This is a genomic window from Abyssogena phaseoliformis symbiont OG214 (genome assembly GCF_016592595.1).
In the GTDB taxonomy this organism is placed as follows: domain Bacteria; phylum Pseudomonadota; class Gammaproteobacteria; order PS1; family Pseudothioglobaceae; genus Ruthia.
Genome location: NZ_AP012977.1, coordinates 251632 through 268826 on the forward strand (window position 1 = coordinate 251632; position 17195 = coordinate 268826).

Genomic DNA, 17195 nt, shown 5'->3' on the forward strand with positions numbered 1-17195 from the left:
ATATTTAGACCAAGATTTAAAAGTATTTATTGAAGAGATGATTATATAATCAGAAATAATAGACAATGATATGTCAAAATACAGTTAACAATGATTTTTACAGTTAATTGGAGAAAATAATATGATTACAATATCGCCTAAAGATATGACAATGGCAGAGAAGTTATCTACTATGGAGATACTTTGGAACGACTTGTGCCAACATAGTTCGTTTGAATCGCCCAATTGGCATGAGTCTGTGCTAAATTCGCGCGAACAACAATATGCAGGTGGTGCTCAGCTTCCTATGGACTGGGAGAAGGCTAAGCAACAAATACGCAATAAGACTGAATGAACATAAAAATATTGCCGATAGCTAATGACGATTTGCTTAATGGTTATCAATTTTATGAACAGCAGAAAAAAGGTTTAGGCAGTTATTTCCTTGATAGTTTGTTTTCAGATGTTGATTCACTGCTTATTTATCATGGGACGCATTTAATTCTTTTTGGGAAGTATTATCGCTTACTTTCAAAGCGTTTTCCTTTTGCTATTTACTATACAGTTAAAGACGGGGAAATTATTATTTATGCAGTACTTGATTGTCGAAAAGAGCCAGCTTGGATAGAAAGCAGATTTGATTAATGGAAGTCATACAGCGACTTTTAACACAATTACCTAAGGGTAATGTCCTCACGGGCAAGGAAAACACTCGTCCGTTTGAGTGCGATGGTTTGAGTGTATACAGGCAAAAGCCTTTGGCAGTGGTGTTGCCAGAAAATGTTGAGCAAATTAAACAAATATTGAAAATTTGTAAGGCTAACAACACGCCAATGGTAACAAGGGGTGCAGGGACGGGTTTAGCAGGTGGGGCAATGCCGCTTGAAAATTCAGTTGTGTTAGGTTTGTCTAAGTTAAATCAAGTGAAATCAATTGATGTGAAAAATCGACTGGCTGTGGTTGAGAATTCTGGCGGGGTGCATTGTTTGAAATACGGGCTAACCATGCATAATGTTGAGGCAATTAAAATGTTAACCATTGATGGTGATGAGTTAATACTGTTTCGTCAGGATGATGGATTGGGGTTATTGGCGTTGATGAATGGTTCAGAGGGTTTGCTAAAGTTGGTTATCCGCTAGATGCTAAGGCGTTATTACTTTGCGAACTTGATGGTACGCAGATGCAAGTGCAAGCAGAACTTGACAGTGTATTAAAAGTCTTATCAGGCGCATCGACTTTGAAAGTATCTGAAAGTGAAGAAGAGCGACTCAATTTTTGGAAAGGACGCAAGTCTGCTTTTCCTGCAGTAGGTAGATTGTCTCCTGATTATTATTGTATGGATGGCACAATTCCAAGGCGACATTTGGCAGATATGTTGGAAAAAATTAACGAATTAAGCCAAAAATATCAACTCAGAGTCGCCAATGTGTTCCATGCAGGTGATGGAAATCTACATCCGCTTATTTTGTACGATGCAAATATAGAGGGTGAATTAGAAAAAGTGGAAGAATTCGGTACTGAGATTTTAAAACTTAGTGTAGATATGGGCGGTACTATCACAGGGGAGCATGGTGTGGGTATTGAGAAATTAAACGCTATGTATCATCAATTCAATGCAAAAGAATTGGCAATTTTTCACAAAATTAAAGCTATATTTGACCCTAAATCTTTGCTCAATCCTGGAAAAGCCGTACCAGAATTACACCGCTGTGCAGAATTAGGTGCAATGTATGTACATCATGGCAAATTGCCTCATCCTGAATTGGAGCGCTTTTAATGTCAAATCGAATTATTCAATTGCAACAACTGATTAAAAACGCTAACAATTTACACATTAATAGTGAGCGGCTAGCACATACAGGTGTGATTGAATATTTTCCAGAAGAGTTGGTTATTACAATCAAAGCTGGCACCAAAATTAGTAACATTCAGACGGAACTGGCTAAGCATAACCAAACGTTGCCGTTTTTTATAAAAACGGCTGATATGAGTATTTAAATTTTGGTGGTCAAATGATGAAAAATATAGCAGGCTATGATGTAGCACGTTTATTAGTTGGCTCAAAAGGTAAGTTGGTTGTCATTACACAAATTAGTTTTAAGGTCATGCCAATCTCTAATATGACCCAATTATCAGCACCCATTAAGCGAGTAACTACCTCACAGCTGCGCCAAACAAATTGAGCAAAAATTAAAACAAGTGTTTGACCCTAGGGGTGTTTTTAACTAGTGCAAACCATCGACATTCAAAATCTCAAAGCCAACGACATAATTCGTAAATGCGTGCATTGCGGATTTTGCCTAGCTACTTGTCCGACTTATCAATTATTAGGTGATGAATTAGATTCACCCCTCGGGCGTATTTATTTGATTAAATCGGCTTTAGAAAATCATCATTTTTCCAAGCAAAGTATTATTCATTTGGATCGTTGTTTAACGTGCAGGTCATGTGAAACCACTTGTCCATCAGGTGTTGAATATGGTCAATTAGTAGATATTGGGCGTGAATTTGTAGAACAAAAACGCCCACTTTGGCAAAAGGCGTATCGATACTTTGTTCGTCAATTTTTAACCACGCCTATCTTATTCAACCCAATTGGGCTTATGTTTAGGCATTTTAAAATCAAAGGAAGACCTATTAAATCCATTGTAAAAATTGGCAAAGTTTTGTTGTTAGGTGGCTGTGTGCAACTTGTACTTGCGCCTAATATTAACCATAGTATTAAAAACATTCTAGCAAAATTAGGCTATGAAACTGTAGAAACGCCACAAAAACAATGCTGCGGCGCGGTTTGACCAATATTTAAGTGCTAGTCACGACGGCCTTGGCTAAAATTAAGCAAAATATTGACACTTGGCTTAAAATTGAGGCTGAGGTAATTATTTCTAGTGCCAGTGGCTGTGGATTAATGGTTAAAGACTATGCATCTATGTTTGAAGCATCAGACCCTTATTATCAAAAAGCGCAACTCATTGTTAATAAAACCAAAGACATTGCTGAGTTTTTAGCTGACCAAAGATTTAAGCCAGCTTAATTTAGAAAAAGTTGATATGTCTTATCATGAGCCTTGTACATTGCAACATGGTCAGCAATTAGGCGGATTGGTTGATTCTATTTTGAATTCACTAGGTTATCAGCAAATGCCTGTTGTTGATTCACATTTATGCTGTGGCTCTGCAGGCACGTATTCCATTTTTCAGCCAAAATTATCACAACAATTAAGAGCCAATAAACTCAAACATTTACAAGCAAGTAATCCACAAATGATTGTAACTACGAATATAGGTTGTTTAATGTATCTGCAAAAATAGGCAAAAATCCCTGTCAAACATTGGGTTGAATTATTGGATAATCAGGCTTAGTTAATTTATATAAACATCTATGAGTAGAAGAAGAAAGCTAAAAGCTAAAACTTACGAGTTAAATATAGAGTCACTTTCTCACGAAGGGCGGGGGATTGCACGTTTTGAAGATAAGGTTATTTTTGTGAGCGGTGCGTTATCAGGCGAACTTGTGATTGTTGATCGCACATTTTCACGTGCTAAATTTGAAGAGGCTGATGTTAAGCAAGTATTAAAGCCTGCGGCTAATCGAATCACACCTAAATGTGACGTATTTGGTATTTGTGGCGGTTGTTCGTTTCAACATTTATCCAGTGAAGATCAAATACAGGCTAAGGGTAATTGGCTAAAAGATGTGTTTGCTAATCAGGTAAAAATTGAGCCTAAGACTTGGTTAAAGCCACTTCAAGTTCAAAGTTGGGGCTATCGGCGTAAGGCTAGATTGGGTATTCGATATGTGGCTAAAAAAGACAAAGTATTGGTTGGGTTTAGAGAAAAAAAATCTTCATTTATCACCAATATGAGTCGCTGCGAGATTTTGCATCCATCCATAGGTGAGCATCTTGAAGTACTTGCTGATTGTATTGAAAGGCTTAGTATTAAGTCCAGTATTCCACAGTTTGAAGTGGCAATTGCTGAAAATAATACGGTTCTTATTTTAAAACACCTTGAACCTTTGAGTGTAAAAGATGAGCAAATATTAGTAGATTGTGCCCAACAATTAAACATTGCCTTTTATACCCAAAGCGGTGGTTTAGACAGTGTTAAGCCATTAGGAAAGCCTGTTATGCTAACATATTCACACCCTAATCATGATATTATCATGGAATTTTTACCCACTGATTTTGTTCAAGTGAACTTTAAACTTAATCAGAAAATGGTTGATTTAGCATTAGAATTACTTGAACTTAATGAGTTTGATGAGGTGATTGATTTATTCTGCGGTCTGGGTAACTTTACCTTGCCAATTGCAAGACATGCTAAGCATGTGGCGGGTATTGAAGGTGATTTAGGATTGGTTGAAAGGGCAAAGTACAATGCTGAAAAAAACAGCATTACCAATGTTGATTTTTATAAGGCAGATTTATTTAAAGAAGTGGCAGGCTTTGAGTGGTTTAGAGGTAAGACTTACAACAAAGCACTTATTGACCCAGCTAGATCTGGTGCAATTGAAATTGTAGAGTTACTGCCTAAATTAGGCGTAACAAGATTGGTGTATGTGTCATGTAATCCTGCGACATTGGCTCGCGATACCATCAAGTTAATTGAGCTTGGGTTTACGCTTGAAACTGCAGGGGTGATGGATATGTTCCCTCAAACTGCTCATGTAGAATCCATTGCTTTATTTACTCGATGATAAACATCAATATCAGCACCTAAACTTTGGATTATTATCAAGATAACGTCTTGCAAAAATCTTATCCAATTTCAAGTTCAATCAATGGTGTGGGCGAGGTAAAGGATTCATTTTGTACGCCAACTGGGCGATTTAAAATCAGTGAAAAAATTGGCGATAATGTAAAATTAGGCACTGTATTTATTGCTAGAATACTAACAGGTGAGATTTATTCAAAACAATTATTTGATGAACAAGCTGATAAAGATTGGATATTAACTCGAATTTTATGGCTTGTGATGGGGTTGAAAAGCATAATAAAAACACGTATGAGCGTTATATTTATATTCACGGTTCACCCGATGAACTTATGATGGGCATTCCTAAGTCAAAAGGCTGTATTCGTATGCGAAATCAAGATATTGTTGAATTATTTGAAAGGGTTCACATAGGGGAAGATATTGCTATAATTGAGCGATGAATCAGTTAATACAATACCTGCCCAAAAAAGCCTTTGAACGCCTACAGGCCAATAAAAATGCCGTTTTGATTGACGTGCGTTGCGAAGCAGAAAATAAATTTGTTGGTAGGCCTATTGAATGTATTTTTGTACCTTGGCTTGATGACCCTGATTGGGAGCCTAATGAGGGTGAATTTATTGCCGTTATTAAACGTTTTATTGGTGAGAAAAATAACTTCTTAGAACGTGAGATTATTTTAATTTGTCGTAGTGGTTATCGTTCAAATGATGCAGGGAAATGCTTAATTGAGCATGGCTTTACCAGTGTGGCACATGTGGTGAGTGGCTTTGAAGGGGATCTTGATGAAAATGACCAGCGAGGTAACTTAAATGGTTGGCGCCATAACGGCATGCCTTGGTTGCAATGTTAGGTGAGTAAAATACTAAATATCTATTTGGATAAACGCATGTTGTTTATCTTTTTGAATGGCGTTGCCAGCGGTTTTCCGTGGGTGATTATCGGTTCAGCAATGACCTTGTGGCTTAAAGATGCCGGACTAACACGCACGGCAATTGGTTTTTTTGGTTCCATTTTTTTTGTTTATTCTATCAATTGGCTGTGGGCACCATTACTTGATAGAGTTAAAATCCCATTTTTAAAAACACTTGGTTTTAGACGCAGTTGGTTGCTATTTTTACAAGCCTTATTGTTTTTTTTAATCATCGCCATATCATGGACAGATCCTAAAATAAGTATTGTTTGGGTGTCGTTACTCGCATTATTAATTGCCACCATCTCAGCTACTCAAGACATTATTATTGATGCTTATCGCATTGAAATAATTAGTGAAAGCAAGGATGGCAAAATTGCCGCTGCCGCTGCCGCTGCAACAAGTGGCTGGTGGTTTGGTTTTGGATTTTTAGGCGCATTTGCGCTTTACTTGGCAGGTTATTCTAACAATTGGTCAATGGTGTATTTTGTCATGAGTTTTTTTGTGCTAGGCTTTATGCTAACAACGCTACTCATGCCAAAGGAGGCGCATTTAAGTCAAACAACCACTGACACCCCAGAACAATGGTTAGGTGAAACTTTCTTTAGCCCGCTTAAAGACTTCTTTAACCGCTTTGGTATAACAGCCATTTTAATTTTATTATTTATTATGTTTTTTAAAATCGGCGAGGCATTTCTTGGAAAAATGTCGTTGATTTTTTATGATGATATTGGCTTTTCTAAGACTGATATAGCCATTTATTCAAAACTTCTAGGCTCAACTTTGACCATTATTTTTTCAATCATTGCAAGTTTTGTTAGCATTCATTTTGGACTTCTTAAGGGCTTGGTTATTGGTGGCGTATCAATGGCACTTACTAATTTGATGTATAGTTATCTAGCAATAATTGGCGCAGATAAGGAGTTTCTAGCATTAACCATATTTTTAGACAATTTCACTTCCGCCTTTTCAACCGTGGCATTTGTGGCGTTCATTTCCTATTTGGTTAATAAAACTTACACCGCTACACAATATGCCTTAATGTCTTCTATGGGTAATTTAGGCAAAATTTTATTTGCCAGTAGCAGTGGATTGTTGGTAGACAGCTTAGAAGGCAGAGATTGGGTCATTGCTTTTGGTGGCGAATGGGCAGTATTTTTTGCCATTACGGCACTCATGGTAATCCCTAGCCTTGCTATGCTTTTTTGGATTGGTAAAAAATTTAAACATTTATTTATATGACGGGTCCTATTATGATGGATTTGTCAGGATTGACACTAACTACACAAGAAAAACAACAATTGAAGAAGTCTTCTATTGGTGGTATTATTCTGTTTGGACGTAATTTTGAATCTATTGAACAGGTGGCGTTATTAATTAAAAACATCCGCCAAGTTAATAAAAACTTACTGATTGCTGTTGATCACGAAGGTGGGCGAGTGCAGCGTTTTCGATATGGATTTACCCATCTACCAGCCATGGAAAAATTAGGTGCGTTGTATGATAAAAATCCAGATATGGCAGTGGATAAAGCTTTTTCTTGTGGTTTTGTCTTGGCATATGAGTTGTTGGATATTGGCGTGGATTTTTCTTTTGCACCTGTATTGGATGTTAACTATGACACTTCTCAAGTAATTGGTGACAGAGCCTTTCATTCTAATCCTGATGTGATTGTAAAATTAGCAGGTAGTTTAATTAATGGCATGTACAAAGCGGGTATGAAGTGTGTTGGTAAGCACTTTCCAGGGCATGGATTTGTCACAGCGGATTCACACCTTGACTTGCCAATAGATGACAGGCCAATGAGTGATTTATTACAAGATATGAAATCTTTTAAGGGATTAATAAACCATGGACTTGATGCGCTTATGCCTGCCCATATTGTTTATACTCAAGTAGATGATAAACCAGCAGGGTTCTCCTCTAAGTGGATTAAAGATATTTTGCAAAACCAACTCAAATTTAGAGGTGTTATTTTTAGTGATGATTTGTCTATGCAAGGTGCACACTTTATTAAAGACATAACCAGTAGAGTGAAAGCATCATTAGATAGCGGCTGTGATACGGTGCTTATATGCAATCACCCTGAGTTGGTCACACAAATAATTGACAAGGATTGGGGTGTGAGTGAAAAATTACAATCAATGCAAGGTTTTTATGGGTTTAAATCCGATAAAATCAACCATCAACAACATTTAGCAACTATTAGAGATTTACTATGAATAATAATAACACACAAAATTTTGAAACTAGGCTTCTAGGTGCAGTCAGAAAGACCCTTATTGCCGTTGCTAGAGACACCATGACCCAACCAGGATTAAAGCACCCACTTAGTCAAGCAACACAAAAAATGATCACCGATTGTTTAGATATCGTAACCAGCAGACAAATCGTCATTGAAAAATCCTCAGGTGCACACACTAGGATGAAGCCTGTTTATACTGATGAACAAACCGTGCAAAGTTTTTCAATTGATGATTTAAAGAAAACTTTGAATTAAAAAAAAGCTTATATTGGGATATTAATATAAGCTTTGCTTTGTTAAACCATATAAACCATATAAACCATATAAACCATATAAACCATATAAACCATATAAACCTTGCTAAAGTTTTTATCTAGAAAAAACTAAGAAGACTTGTACTATAACTAACCAGTAAGCTTTTGGTTTGTTGATAGTGATTTAACATTATTTTACGATTTTCTCTACCTATGCCAGATTTTTTATAACCACCAAATGCAGCGTGGGCTGGGTAAAGATGGTAACAATTTGTCCACACTCTACCTGCTTTAATGGCACGTCCAACTTTATAAGAGCGGTTCATATCCCCCTAGTCCAAAGACCTGCACCTAGTCCATAAATAGTGTCATTAGCAATTTCAATTGCCTTTTCTTCTGTTTTAAAAGTAGTTATTCCCACCACTGGTCCAAAAATTTCTTCTTAGAAAACAGCCGTATCATTATCACCTTTTAGTAGCGTTAGCTGGATGTAAAAACTATCATTTAAATCGCTACTAAGTTGTTCTTTTTCGCCACCAATTAGAACCTCTGCACTTTCTTTTCGACTAATTTTGATATAAGATAGTGTTTTTATCAAATTGTTCTAGACTAACTTGCGCACCTAATTGACATTCTGTATCTAGAGGATTTCTTTGGATGATTTTTTTGTACGGGCAATGAATTTTTCAACAAATTTGTCATAAATGGATTCATGCAGACTTCACCTTGATTAAAAAATTTCAAAACCGCACCTTCAAGACATTTGTCTAAGTAATCGTCTTCATAATCAAAAATATCAGAAAAAAATACATTAGGAGATTTTCCTCCTAGTTCTACCGTTGCAGGAATCATACTAACAGCAACATTTTTTAATACAATTTCACCCATTGCACTGGAGCCTGTAAATGCAAGTTTAGCAATGTGTCAAAGCCGAACCTGTCTCAGCACCATATCCATGGACGACGTTTAAAACACGAGGAGGCGGCAAATCTCCTACCAATTCTAAAAATAAACAAATCGATAATGGCGTCTGTTCTGCAGGTTTTAATACAACGCAGTTACCAGTTACCAGTTACTAAAGCGGGCGGTATTTTCCAAGCCGACATGAGCAGTGGAAAGTTCCAAGGAATAATTTGTCCAACCACGTCCGAAGGTTCATTAAAATGATAAGCAACAGTAGTACTGTCAATTTCGCTATGAGTGTTTTCTTGGGCGCGAATACAACCTGAAAAGTAGCGATAGTGATCAACAACCAGTGGTAAATCAGCAGCTAAAGTTTCACGTATTGGTTTACCGTTATCCCATGTTTCAGCCAAAGCTAGCATTTCTAAATTTTGCTCAACAATATCAGCAATTTTTAGTAAGATATTTGAACGTTCAGCAACTGAGTTTTACCCCCACTTTCAGTTGCCGTTTGGGCAGCATCAATAGCTAAATTAATATCTTCTTCAGTTGATCTTGGAATTTTACAAAAAGCTTTACCGTTGACTGGTGATATATTGTCAAAATATTTCACTTTAGTAGGCGCTACCTATTTTCCGTTAATATAGTTTTCGTATTGAGGGCTAAATGTCGGTCTTTCGTAAATCATAATTTACTCCTTGTTATTATTTTATGTGTTTAATTTGTGAGATTTTCATGGTTGATTTTAAGCAGGCAATGCCAAATATTATTGTCTTACAATCCAAAACATTTGACTTATGGTTTATAAAACTAATAATTATCTTGAATATTTTTTTGTGATTCGTTATGAGGCAAAATTACAACATATCTATTTTAGCAAGACGAAAAAATAGGCGACTTCTCATTGAGAACAAAACCTCATTTTTGGGTCCGGAAAGTGAGCTGAGTATTTAAGATATTTACAAAAAAGCCAGTAAGGTTGGTTTGGCTGCTGATCAAATGATGTATTGTGGCATGATAACAGGTAAAAAAGTTATGCATGATACTTGATGGTAAAAGGTCAAAAGTATTTTTGCCACATCACAGTCTTATATAATAAAACCAAAGGGCTATGTTGAAATTGACTCTCCAGAAGCGAAAGAAAACCAACCAACCACTTGTGTAACCATAGAAATTTCCAAAGAACATGTTAATGAAATACTCACTAAAATGGAAAACTTAGGACACATACAAAGTATGGATCAAAATTGGGAGTGTTGTGGCCAAAATATTCATTTCCATCATTCAGCTGGCACACAAATGTTACTAGGTAAATTAGTGGACTTATTTACGCACAACCATCCTGATAAAAAAAGTGTTGTTAAATTTGTGAATTTCTGAACTTATCGTGCGTTTACTAAGAAAACAAGGTAGAGACTTACTGCTTGATTATGCACGTAAAGAGCCAGATGTAAGTGGTATTAGTGCTATGATTGATTATCTTAAAAACAATATTGATCAATCTTTTGATATAGACAAACTCACCCGCAAAGCTTGCGTGAGTCGCAGCTCGTTATATACAGAATTTAAAAATAAATTAGGTTGTACACCTTGTGAGTTCTATTGGAAGTTACGTTTGTATTTGGCAGAAAAAATGCTACAAAACGGTAAATCTGTTACTTATGTTTGCTACAGCGTTGGCTTTAAAGATCTTGGGTATTTTAGTCAGTTGTTTGGTTATACGGCCTTAGAGAGTATCAAAAGAGTTACAGTGTAATAAAGTAAGCCTACCGCTATATAACTTATAAGCTTGCATACGAACTAATCAGCTATTTTGTGTCTGCTTGTTTAAATTTTATTTGTACCCCTATCAGAATCGCCTTGCCCTTTAAAATTTAGCACCATACCCACGCCAAATTTGGCGTGTTTAACCAAAGCACTAATGGATAATTGACCATCGGATTTGGGTGTAATACCTTGATTAAAAGTGTCATCATCATTGTAATTTTGTATTGTTGCACCAAATTTAGCCTTAATTTTATTTAAATATTCACTTAGAATTTCGTCTAAAAAACGTGAAGGATAAGCGTATAAAGACTGTCCGTGTAAAAAGCGTTTAATAGCATAAGAGAGTGGTAGTTTTTTCATAGCACGAGTCATACCCACGTAGCATAATCGTCTTTCTTCATCCATTAAATGAGGCTCATCCTTGCTTTGTCTAGAGGGGAATAAGTCCTCTTCCGTATCAACCAAAAACACATAAGGAAAATCTAACCCTTTGGCTGAATGTATGGTCATGAGTTGTATATTTTGGTTAATAGGTGCATTGGTGTCACCACTAGAATCCAGCGATGCTAAAGAGATAAACCCCACCACCTCGTTCATCTCGCTATCTTGTTCATGGTTGTATGGTTGTATGGTTGTGCTGCGGTGATTAACTCTTCTAGATTTTCTTTTTTACTGCCGGCCTTATCGGTTTTATCATTAGAATAATGCATCATTAATCCTGATGTGTTAAGCAAGTTAGCTACTTTTTCAGATAAATCTAGGTGCTTTGTGTCATCTGTCATTTGTTCAATTAGGTTGGTAAATCCATTTAATACATTGGCAGCAAGAGTTGGTAGGGTGGATGATATTTGTATGGCTGCTTGAAAAAGACTGGTATGGTTGTCTTGTGTAAATGTGCGTATTTTTTCAACCGTTGCATTGCCAATACTGCGAGTCTGGAAATTAACTACACGCTCAAAAGCAACATTATCAGCTGAATTTTCTATCAAACGCAAATAGCCTAAAGCGTCTTTAATCTCAGAATGCTCGAAAAATCTTAAACTGCCATAGATAATATAAGGAATGTTGTATTTTATTAGCGCCTCTTTAAAGATGCGAGATTGAGCATTAGACCGGTACAAAATCGAGCAATCACTAGGTGATGCACCATCAGTGATTAATTTTTGAATACTACTGGTGACATAGTCTACCTCATCTGTTTCAGTTTGCGCTTCATAGACATCAATCAATTCACCATTGCCAGCATCAGTCCAAAGAGACTTACCCATACGATTGGCGTTATGGGCAATCAAGGCGTTAGAGGCGTTTAGAATATTAGCAGTTGAGCGATAATTTTGTTCTAAGCGGATGATTTCAATAGGGGCAAAATCAATTAAGTCATTTGCTTGGTAGTGAGTCTCATAAAGTTCAAATACCTCAAGGCTTTTCTTAATAAAATAGTTATAACCAGGATCAACATCCTGTACGCGAATACCCTCATCTTTTTGATTGTTAATAAACCACTGAACCTTTCTAATGGGAAACTTAGATTTATCAATGCGAAACTGGTCTTGTGCATCTAGGATTTTAAAGCCAGAAGTTAGCCCTGCTTTCTCATAATGAGTGCGTAATAATCGGGGTGTGCCAAGCCATGAAATGTTCCCACCCACATACTTTAAATAGGGCGCCTTAATAGAATGCTTAATCTTTCGCGCATTTCAGCAGCAGCTTTATTGGTAAAAGTAAGCGCCAGAATGGCATCAATGCGAATATCTTTTTGTGTGACTAAATAAGCAATTCTATGGGTTAAAACTCTGGTCTTGCCACTACCCTGCACCTGCTAGTATTAAAGCATTTTTTTCATTATTGAGTGTGACTAATTGGCATTGTTTGGCGTTTAGGCCGTTCGTTATTTCAGATAAATTCATTATTATTTTTCTTGTCTTATGGCATTAAATGGTTATAATATTACCTTTCTCTTATGTCGATTGAAAGATGAGTTGATATAAGTAAACACTATTAGGAGTATCAGTAATGACTTATTATGAAGGCGTTAAAAAAATGGAAGAAATGGGTGTAAATGATAACTATATTCAAGGTTGGGTTGCAGGCTTTTTAAACAATCCTGAAATCGAAGAGCAAAGAATTACTGACGAGTGGGAATCAGGCTATGAAGATGGCAAAGAGCACACAGATACTAACTTTACAAACTTCTGCTAGACATTTAAAAGAATTTTATAAGAAAAACCCCGTTATCGGGGTTTTTTATGCGTTAACTATGGGGCATCCCTAAAAACCCATGATAATTTCTACAAAACGACTTTTCATTCATTTGTTGGTTTTAATAAGACCTGTCTTAACCTTGCTAGGACTGGATTCATTACTAAACAAAAATCCATATTTTATAAGCCACCATGGGTTTTAGAGGCACCCTATGATGGAAAATAATTGGCAATATCATGCAAGATATGCGCTTAAAGGCGCTAATCAAAGTAACGATTTTTTCAAAACGAAGGCGTTCAAAGACCAAACCTTTCCCATTAAAATTCCCTTAGAGTTTGCGCAATTGATTGATAAAAGCAACAAGAATGACCCCTTGTTAAAGCAAGTTATCAGCGCTAAAGTTTTATCAAAAAGTGCAAGTTTTAGTTTGTCGCCACTAGAAGATGAAAAGCATTCCCCTGTGGTTGGACTTATTCATAAATATCCAAATAGAGTATTGCTCATTACCTCACAAGTTTGTGCCATTCATTGTCAATATTGTTTTAGGCAAAACTTTAACTATGCTGAGCATGATGCCATCAGCAATTGGGTTGAAGTGCAAAATTATATTGTTAATAATACAAAAATTAATGAAGTGATATTAAGTGGCGGTGACCCGCTAAGTTTGAGTGACGATAAACTTAGCGTATTGATTGATAATATTGCAAATATTGCACACATAAGAACACTACGCATTCACACGCGCAGTGCTGTTGTGACACCTAGTAGAATAACCAATAAATTAGTAGATATGTTTAACCATTCAAGATTAAATGTTGTTTTGGTGTTACACACAAACCACGTACAAGAGTTATCCGCCCAATTTACACAAAAAATCACCAAACTAAGTGGTGTTACTTTGCTCAATCAATCAGTATTATTAAAAGGCGTGAATGATTCAATAGAGGTATTGACAGAACTTTGTTTGAAGTTGTTTGATTTGGGTATATTGCCCTATTATTTACACATGTTAGATAAAGTGCAGGGTACACAAGATTTTTTAGTTAAAGATGATTATGCCATTCAACTGCACCAACAATTAAAAAATAACTTAAGTGGATATTTAGTACCTAAGTTGGTGCGTGATAATGGCAACCATTCTAAAGATTGGTTACTTTGAAGTGGCTTTTTCTAAAGCCGTCATGTCCATCTCGCCCATCTGATAATCAACCAAATTGCCATTTGGTCCATAAATATAAGTCGTCGGCATGCCAAGCACTTCGCCAAATTTTGTGAATTGAGCACCGTTTTTATCATCAAAAAGGATGATGGGATAATTCACCATAAATATATCAGTAAATTCAATAATAGCTGCTTTATTAGCTTGTTCATAATCAAGTCCTAGAATAAGAACTTTGCCCTTATTTTTTTCATAAAATTCAACAAAAGCCGGAATTTCTTTTAAGCAAGGTGGGCACCAAGTTGCCCAAAAATTAACCACTAAGTATTTACCCTGAGTGGATTTATTGTTATGTACATTGCCATTAAGGTCGGTTAGAGAAAAATCAGGCACTTTGATTTTTCTCTCCTCTTGCCATATATCATTAGCAGATTTGACAATGTCATCAATGCTGATTGCCTGAGCAACATTCAAAGCTAAAAATAGCGAACACATAAAGCCAAATTTGGCAATTTTATTGCCAAATTGAAATACGTGCCTTGTGGGTATAATGGGATTTTTTGTCATATTTATTTAGTCATGAGTACAATCATTTATCACAATCCAAAATGATTCTAAATCAAGAATCAACATTAGGCATTTTAGAACAAAAAAAATGTTGATTTTGAGATAATTAAATATTTAGAAAACCCACCCACTAATAATGAACTCAAGCAATTATTAACTGATTTGAACCTTGTGAGGCTAGATTGCTTATGCGAAAAGGCGAGCCTAAATATAAAAAAGGCTTGGACAATGAGGCTTTAACTGAAGAGCAATTAATTAATGCCATAGTCAAAACACCTTAATTAATTGAACACCCTATTGTAAGGACAAGCAAAGGTGTTGTTATTGGTCGTTCACCTGAAAATGTTTTGTCTATTCTCTAAAATAAATCTTGCTCATTTAGAAGGCTTTAGTCAATAAGCAGGGTTGATAAATGACCTTCACGTGCTTTAATGTTGGAATAATAAGCATCATCCAGCCCTTCAACCACTGAATTTTTAACCACATCCACTTGTAACAGCTCTTTACTCCACGTGTTTAGATGTTTAAACTCATCAAGTGATAAAGCATTGTTGGTAAATTCATTAATCCAACTTAGACGCATAAATATAGGTGCAAAGGCGGCATCAATCATGTTGAAATCGTTGCCATTAAAAAACTTAGCCGCACTTTTAATTGTTTCAATTTTTGCTAATTTAGTAAATAATGCTATTTTTGATTGATTAAATTTTTCCTCATCGCCTGTGATAATACCAAATAAATCACTAAGAATGTCTGATGAAAATACAATCCAAGAGCGATTATTGGCTCTTTGAATGGAGTTACTAGGGTGAAAGCTATCATTGCTTATTTCATTAATAAATTCAGTAATAACCAAAGACTCAAACACCACTTGGTCGTCCACTCTTAATAAAGGGACTTGTCCAGTGGGGGAAATATCTTTAAACCAATCTGGTGGATTCATGGGATTGATATAAGTCATTTTAAAATCAAGTTTTTGCGTATTAAGCGAAATAATAGCACGCTGTGCAAATGGACAAAGTTTAAAGCTGATCAGTTCTAGTTTCATAATTCCTCGATTGATTGTTGTATTATTCTCTATGAGAAGGGTGATTGGTAAGCAATGAATGAGCATGATAAATTGGCTCCACTGCCAGTAGTCTTGTAAATGCGTGCGGCACTGTTAAATTTGACAAACCCCATAATTGATGTGTAGTATTTTTGACTGACTTGCTTAATCCATCAAACACCGCCAATTAGCAAGGCAATGTTATCGCCATTTTTTTGCCAATTTGATAAAAAATGAGTCATAGATTTGGTACTATGTTGCTTGCTACGTTCATCAAATGCAATGGTTAAATTAGAACCTTTTGTGGCTTTAATAAGCAACTCGCCTTCTAATTCTTTAATTTGCTCGTTATTTTTTCCTTTGCGTTTTTGCGCCTCAAGAGCAATCAAGTTAAAGTTAAGTGAAGCAGGTAATTGCTTTTGATAATGATGAATGCCTGTTTGTATCCAGTCCGGCATTTTTTTACCAACGGCAATCAGGTTTATTTTCATATTAGGTGTTTTCTAATCCTGACCAAAGTTTTTCTAATTTGTAAAATTTTCTGGTTTTTTCCGTCATCACATGCACCACAACTTCTGCTAAGTCTATCAACATCCAATGCCCAGTTTCAATGCCTTCAATGCCTAGCATTTTCATATTAAGGCGCTTGGCCTCAATTTTAAGATTATTAGCGATACCGCGCACATGTTGAACGGATCGACCTGTGGCAATAACAATGGCTTCAATATCAGCACTTTGTTCTAAAATTTTTAAGGTGACGATGTCCTCACCTTTTAATTCTTCAATGGTGTTAGTAACGGTCTTTAATTGTTGTTCTAAATTCATAAGGTATTAATATAATTAATAATAGATTCTGGCAATAGCCCAGATAAGTTTTTATGGTTGCGCATCTTACCGTGAATAGCGCTTGAAGAAATATCAAGCATTTGATTATTTGCAAAAAAGACAAACCCAGTCTTTTGTTTTGCTAAATCATTAACCACATTGGTTAATTTAAAACCATATTTTTCTTGATGTATTAAAGCACCAGATCTAGCAATGACCACTAGGTGGCAATATTGGTAAAAATCTTGATATTCTTTCCAACTGCTCAGCGTATTAAAATTATCCATCCCCATGATTAAACAAATAGAGTCATTTTGATAGTCTGATTGAATGTGTTTGAGCGAGTCAATGGTGTAGGAGTCTCTATTTTGTTCAATTTCTCTAGCATCTATCGAGAGTGTGTTAAATTCTTCAACGACCAAGTGCAACATATCCATACGCTGATTAACACTAAAATTGAGCCGTTTTTTATGTACAGATTCAGCGCAAGGCATTAAAAATAATTTTGATAATCCAAGCTTTGTTTTGAGCTGGGCGGCATTTTTTAAATGCCCATAATGAACGGGGTCAAACGAGCCACCAAAAAAGCCAATCATTTTAAACAATTTAAAACCTAGA

Annotated in this window: 24 protein-coding genes and 3 pseudogenes; 17 read left to right on the forward strand and 10 right to left on the reverse strand. The window is 36.0% G+C overall.

Translation table 11 applies throughout. The features are described from left to right. Nucleotides 1-121 precede the first annotated feature (121 nt). From CVPH_RS01660 to CVPH_RS01710, 13 genes and pseudogenes are all read left to right on the forward strand, one after another. The gene (locus tag CVPH_RS01660) at nucleotides 122-334 is read left to right on the forward strand and encodes an addiction module protein (protein ID WP_201341803.1); all 213 of its coding nucleotides are present in this window, start codon (nucleotides 122-124) and stop codon (nucleotides 332-334) included. Then, nucleotides 331-624 carry a type II toxin-antitoxin system RelE/ParE family toxin gene (locus tag CVPH_RS01665; RefSeq protein WP_201341804.1) on the forward strand — a complete coding sequence of 98 codons (294 nt, stop codon included), beginning with the start codon at nucleotides 331-333 and terminating at the stop codon, nucleotides 622-624. Before CVPH_RS01660 ends, CVPH_RS01665 begins: the two co-directional genes overlap by 4 nt. Beyond that, nucleotides 624-1756: pseudogene (locus CVPH_RS01670) on the forward strand (FAD-linked oxidase C-terminal domain-containing protein). Before CVPH_RS01665 ends, CVPH_RS01670 begins: the two are co-directional and overlap by 1 nt. Continuing rightward, nucleotides 1756-1977 (forward strand): hypothetical protein, encoded by a 222-nt coding sequence (locus CVPH_RS09960; protein ID WP_225879755.1) that lies wholly within the window; start codon nucleotides 1756-1758, stop codon nucleotides 1975-1977. Before CVPH_RS01670 ends, CVPH_RS09960 begins: the two are co-directional and overlap by 1 nt. Before the next feature lie 14 nt (nucleotides 1978-1991). After that, complete coding sequence (locus tag CVPH_RS09965) at nucleotides 1992-2162, forward strand: hypothetical protein (RefSeq protein WP_225879756.1); 171 nt, start codon at nucleotides 1992-1994, stop codon at nucleotides 2160-2162. Nucleotides 2163-2207: 45 nt separating this feature from the next. Continuing rightward, nucleotides 2208-3290: pseudogene (gene glcF / locus CVPH_RS11090) on the forward strand (glycolate oxidase subunit GlcF). Nucleotides 3291-3360: 70 nt separating this feature from the next. Continuing rightward, nucleotides 3361-4677, forward strand: coding sequence for a 23S rRNA (uracil(1939)-C(5))-methyltransferase RlmD (rlmD, locus tag CVPH_RS01685; RefSeq protein WP_201341805.1), 1317 nt, complete (start codon nucleotides 3361-3363; stop codon nucleotides 4675-4677). Nucleotides 4678-4703: 26 nt separating this feature from the next. Then, nucleotides 4704-5030 (forward strand): L,D-transpeptidase, encoded by a 327-nt coding sequence (locus CVPH_RS01690; RefSeq protein ID WP_225879760.1) that lies wholly within the window; start codon nucleotides 4704-4706, stop codon nucleotides 5028-5030. Beyond that, on the forward strand, nucleotides 5030-5137 hold the full coding sequence (locus tag CVPH_RS09985; RefSeq protein WP_225879848.1) for a L,D-transpeptidase family protein: 108 nt from the start codon (nucleotides 5030-5032) through the stop codon (nucleotides 5135-5137). The genes CVPH_RS01690 and CVPH_RS09985 overlap by 1 nt, the downstream gene beginning before the upstream one ends. Further along, complete coding sequence (locus tag CVPH_RS01695; protein WP_201341806.1) at nucleotides 5134-5547, forward strand: rhodanese-like domain-containing protein; 414 nt, start codon at nucleotides 5134-5136, stop codon at nucleotides 5545-5547. The genes CVPH_RS09985 and CVPH_RS01695 overlap by 4 nt, the downstream gene beginning before the upstream one ends. Further along, nucleotides 5548-6849 carry an AmpG family muropeptide MFS transporter gene (locus CVPH_RS01700; RefSeq protein ID WP_201341807.1) on the forward strand — a complete coding sequence of 434 codons (1302 nt, stop codon included), beginning with the start codon at nucleotides 5548-5550 and terminating at the stop codon, nucleotides 6847-6849. Further along, on the forward strand, nucleotides 6846-7829 hold the full coding sequence (gene nagZ, locus CVPH_RS01705) for a beta-N-acetylhexosaminidase (RefSeq protein WP_201341808.1): 984 nt from the start codon (nucleotides 6846-6848) through the stop codon (nucleotides 7827-7829). Before CVPH_RS01700 ends, nagZ begins: the two co-directional genes overlap by 4 nt. Further along, the gene (locus CVPH_RS01710; protein ID WP_201341809.1) at nucleotides 7826-8107 is read left to right on the forward strand and encodes a hypothetical protein; all 282 of its coding nucleotides are present in this window, start codon (nucleotides 7826-7828) and stop codon (nucleotides 8105-8107) included. The genes nagZ and CVPH_RS01710 overlap by 4 nt, the downstream gene beginning before the upstream one ends. 118 nt (nucleotides 8108-8225) lie before the next feature. On the opposite strand, the pseudogene CVPH_RS01715 reads toward CVPH_RS01710, so the two are convergent. Further along, a pseudogene (locus tag CVPH_RS01715) lies at nucleotides 8226-9622 on the reverse strand (aldehyde dehydrogenase family protein). Nucleotides 9623-10218: 596 nt separating this feature from the next. Here CVPH_RS01715 and CVPH_RS01720 point away from each other — a divergent pair. Beyond that, a complete protein-coding gene (locus CVPH_RS01720; RefSeq protein WP_342590449.1) occupies nucleotides 10219-10389 on the forward strand; it encodes a hypothetical protein in 171 nt (56 codons plus the stop codon). A gap of 7 nt (nucleotides 10390-10396) precedes the next feature. After that, nucleotides 10397-10765, forward strand: a complete 369-nt coding sequence (locus CVPH_RS01725) for a helix-turn-helix domain-containing protein (protein ID WP_201341810.1) — start codon at nucleotides 10397-10399, stop codon at nucleotides 10763-10765. Between the two features lie 71 nt (nucleotides 10766-10836). Here the strand turns inward: CVPH_RS01725 and CVPH_RS10440 are convergent, their stop codons facing one another. Genes CVPH_RS10440 through CVPH_RS09990 form a run of 3 tightly spaced genes read right to left on the reverse strand, consistent with a single transcriptional unit; the run spans nucleotide 10837 to nucleotide 12592 of the window. Next, nucleotides 10837-11373, reverse strand: coding sequence for a 3'-5' exonuclease (locus tag CVPH_RS10440; RefSeq protein ID WP_245396173.1), 537 nt, complete (start codon nucleotides 11371-11373; stop codon nucleotides 10837-10839). Beyond that, nucleotides 11370-12425 carry a 3'-5' exonuclease gene (locus tag CVPH_RS01730; RefSeq protein ID WP_245396174.1) on the reverse strand — a complete coding sequence of 352 codons (1056 nt, stop codon included), beginning with the start codon at nucleotides 12423-12425 and terminating at the stop codon, nucleotides 11370-11372. Before CVPH_RS01730 ends, CVPH_RS10440 begins: the two co-directional genes overlap by 4 nt. A gap of 5 nt (nucleotides 12426-12430) precedes the next feature. After that, nucleotides 12431-12592: a UvrD-helicase domain-containing protein gene (locus CVPH_RS09990; protein ID WP_281064658.1), complete on the reverse strand. Its 162-nt coding sequence runs from the start codon at nucleotides 12590-12592 to the stop codon at nucleotides 12431-12433. Nucleotides 12593-12789: 197 nt separating this feature from the next. Here CVPH_RS09990 and CVPH_RS01735 point away from each other — a divergent pair, with 197 nt between their 5' ends. Beyond that, the gene (locus CVPH_RS01735) at nucleotides 12790-12975 is read left to right on the forward strand and encodes an Alvin_2107 family globule sulfur oxidation protein (protein ID WP_201341811.1); all 186 of its coding nucleotides are present in this window, start codon (nucleotides 12790-12792) and stop codon (nucleotides 12973-12975) included. 214 nt (nucleotides 12976-13189) lie between these two features. After that, on the forward strand, nucleotides 13190-14137 hold the full coding sequence (locus tag CVPH_RS01740; RefSeq protein ID WP_201341812.1) for a KamA family radical SAM protein: 948 nt from the start codon (nucleotides 13190-13192) through the stop codon (nucleotides 14135-14137). Here the strand turns inward: CVPH_RS01740 and CVPH_RS01745 are convergent. The 6 genes from CVPH_RS01745 to nadD all read right to left on the reverse strand — a co-directional run bounded on the left by CVPH_RS01745 (nucleotide 14129) and on the right by nadD (nucleotide 17173). Next, entirely contained in the window at nucleotides 14129-14704 is a 576-nt protein-coding gene (locus tag CVPH_RS01745) for a TlpA family protein disulfide reductase (RefSeq protein WP_201341813.1), read from the reverse strand. The genes CVPH_RS01740 and CVPH_RS01745 overlap by 9 nt on opposite strands. 388 nt (nucleotides 14705-15092) lie before the next feature. Further along, nucleotides 15093-15752 (reverse strand): glutathione S-transferase family protein, encoded by a 660-nt coding sequence (locus CVPH_RS01755; protein ID WP_201341814.1) that lies wholly within the window; start codon nucleotides 15750-15752, stop codon nucleotides 15093-15095. Between the two features lie 22 nt (nucleotides 15753-15774). Then, nucleotides 15775-15933: a 23S rRNA (pseudouridine(1915)-N(3))-methyltransferase RlmH gene (locus CVPH_RS10645; protein WP_281064685.1), complete on the reverse strand. Its 159-nt coding sequence runs from the start codon at nucleotides 15931-15933 to the stop codon at nucleotides 15775-15777. Then, nucleotides 15926-16243 carry a 23S rRNA (pseudouridine(1915)-N(3))-methyltransferase RlmH gene (locus CVPH_RS10650; protein ID WP_281064659.1) on the reverse strand — a complete coding sequence of 106 codons (318 nt, stop codon included), beginning with the start codon at nucleotides 16241-16243 and terminating at the stop codon, nucleotides 15926-15928. The genes CVPH_RS10645 and CVPH_RS10650 overlap by 8 nt, the downstream gene beginning before the upstream one ends. 1 nt (nucleotide 16244) lies before the next feature. Continuing rightward, nucleotides 16245-16577, reverse strand: coding sequence for a ribosome silencing factor (rsfS, locus tag CVPH_RS01765; protein WP_201341815.1), 333 nt, complete (start codon nucleotides 16575-16577; stop codon nucleotides 16245-16247). Beyond that, on the reverse strand, nucleotides 16574-17173 hold the full coding sequence (gene nadD / locus CVPH_RS01770) for a nicotinate (nicotinamide) nucleotide adenylyltransferase (RefSeq protein WP_225879761.1): 600 nt from the start codon (nucleotides 17171-17173) through the stop codon (nucleotides 16574-16576). The genes rsfS and nadD overlap by 4 nt, the downstream gene beginning before the upstream one ends. Nucleotides 17174-17195: the final 22 nt, after the last annotated feature.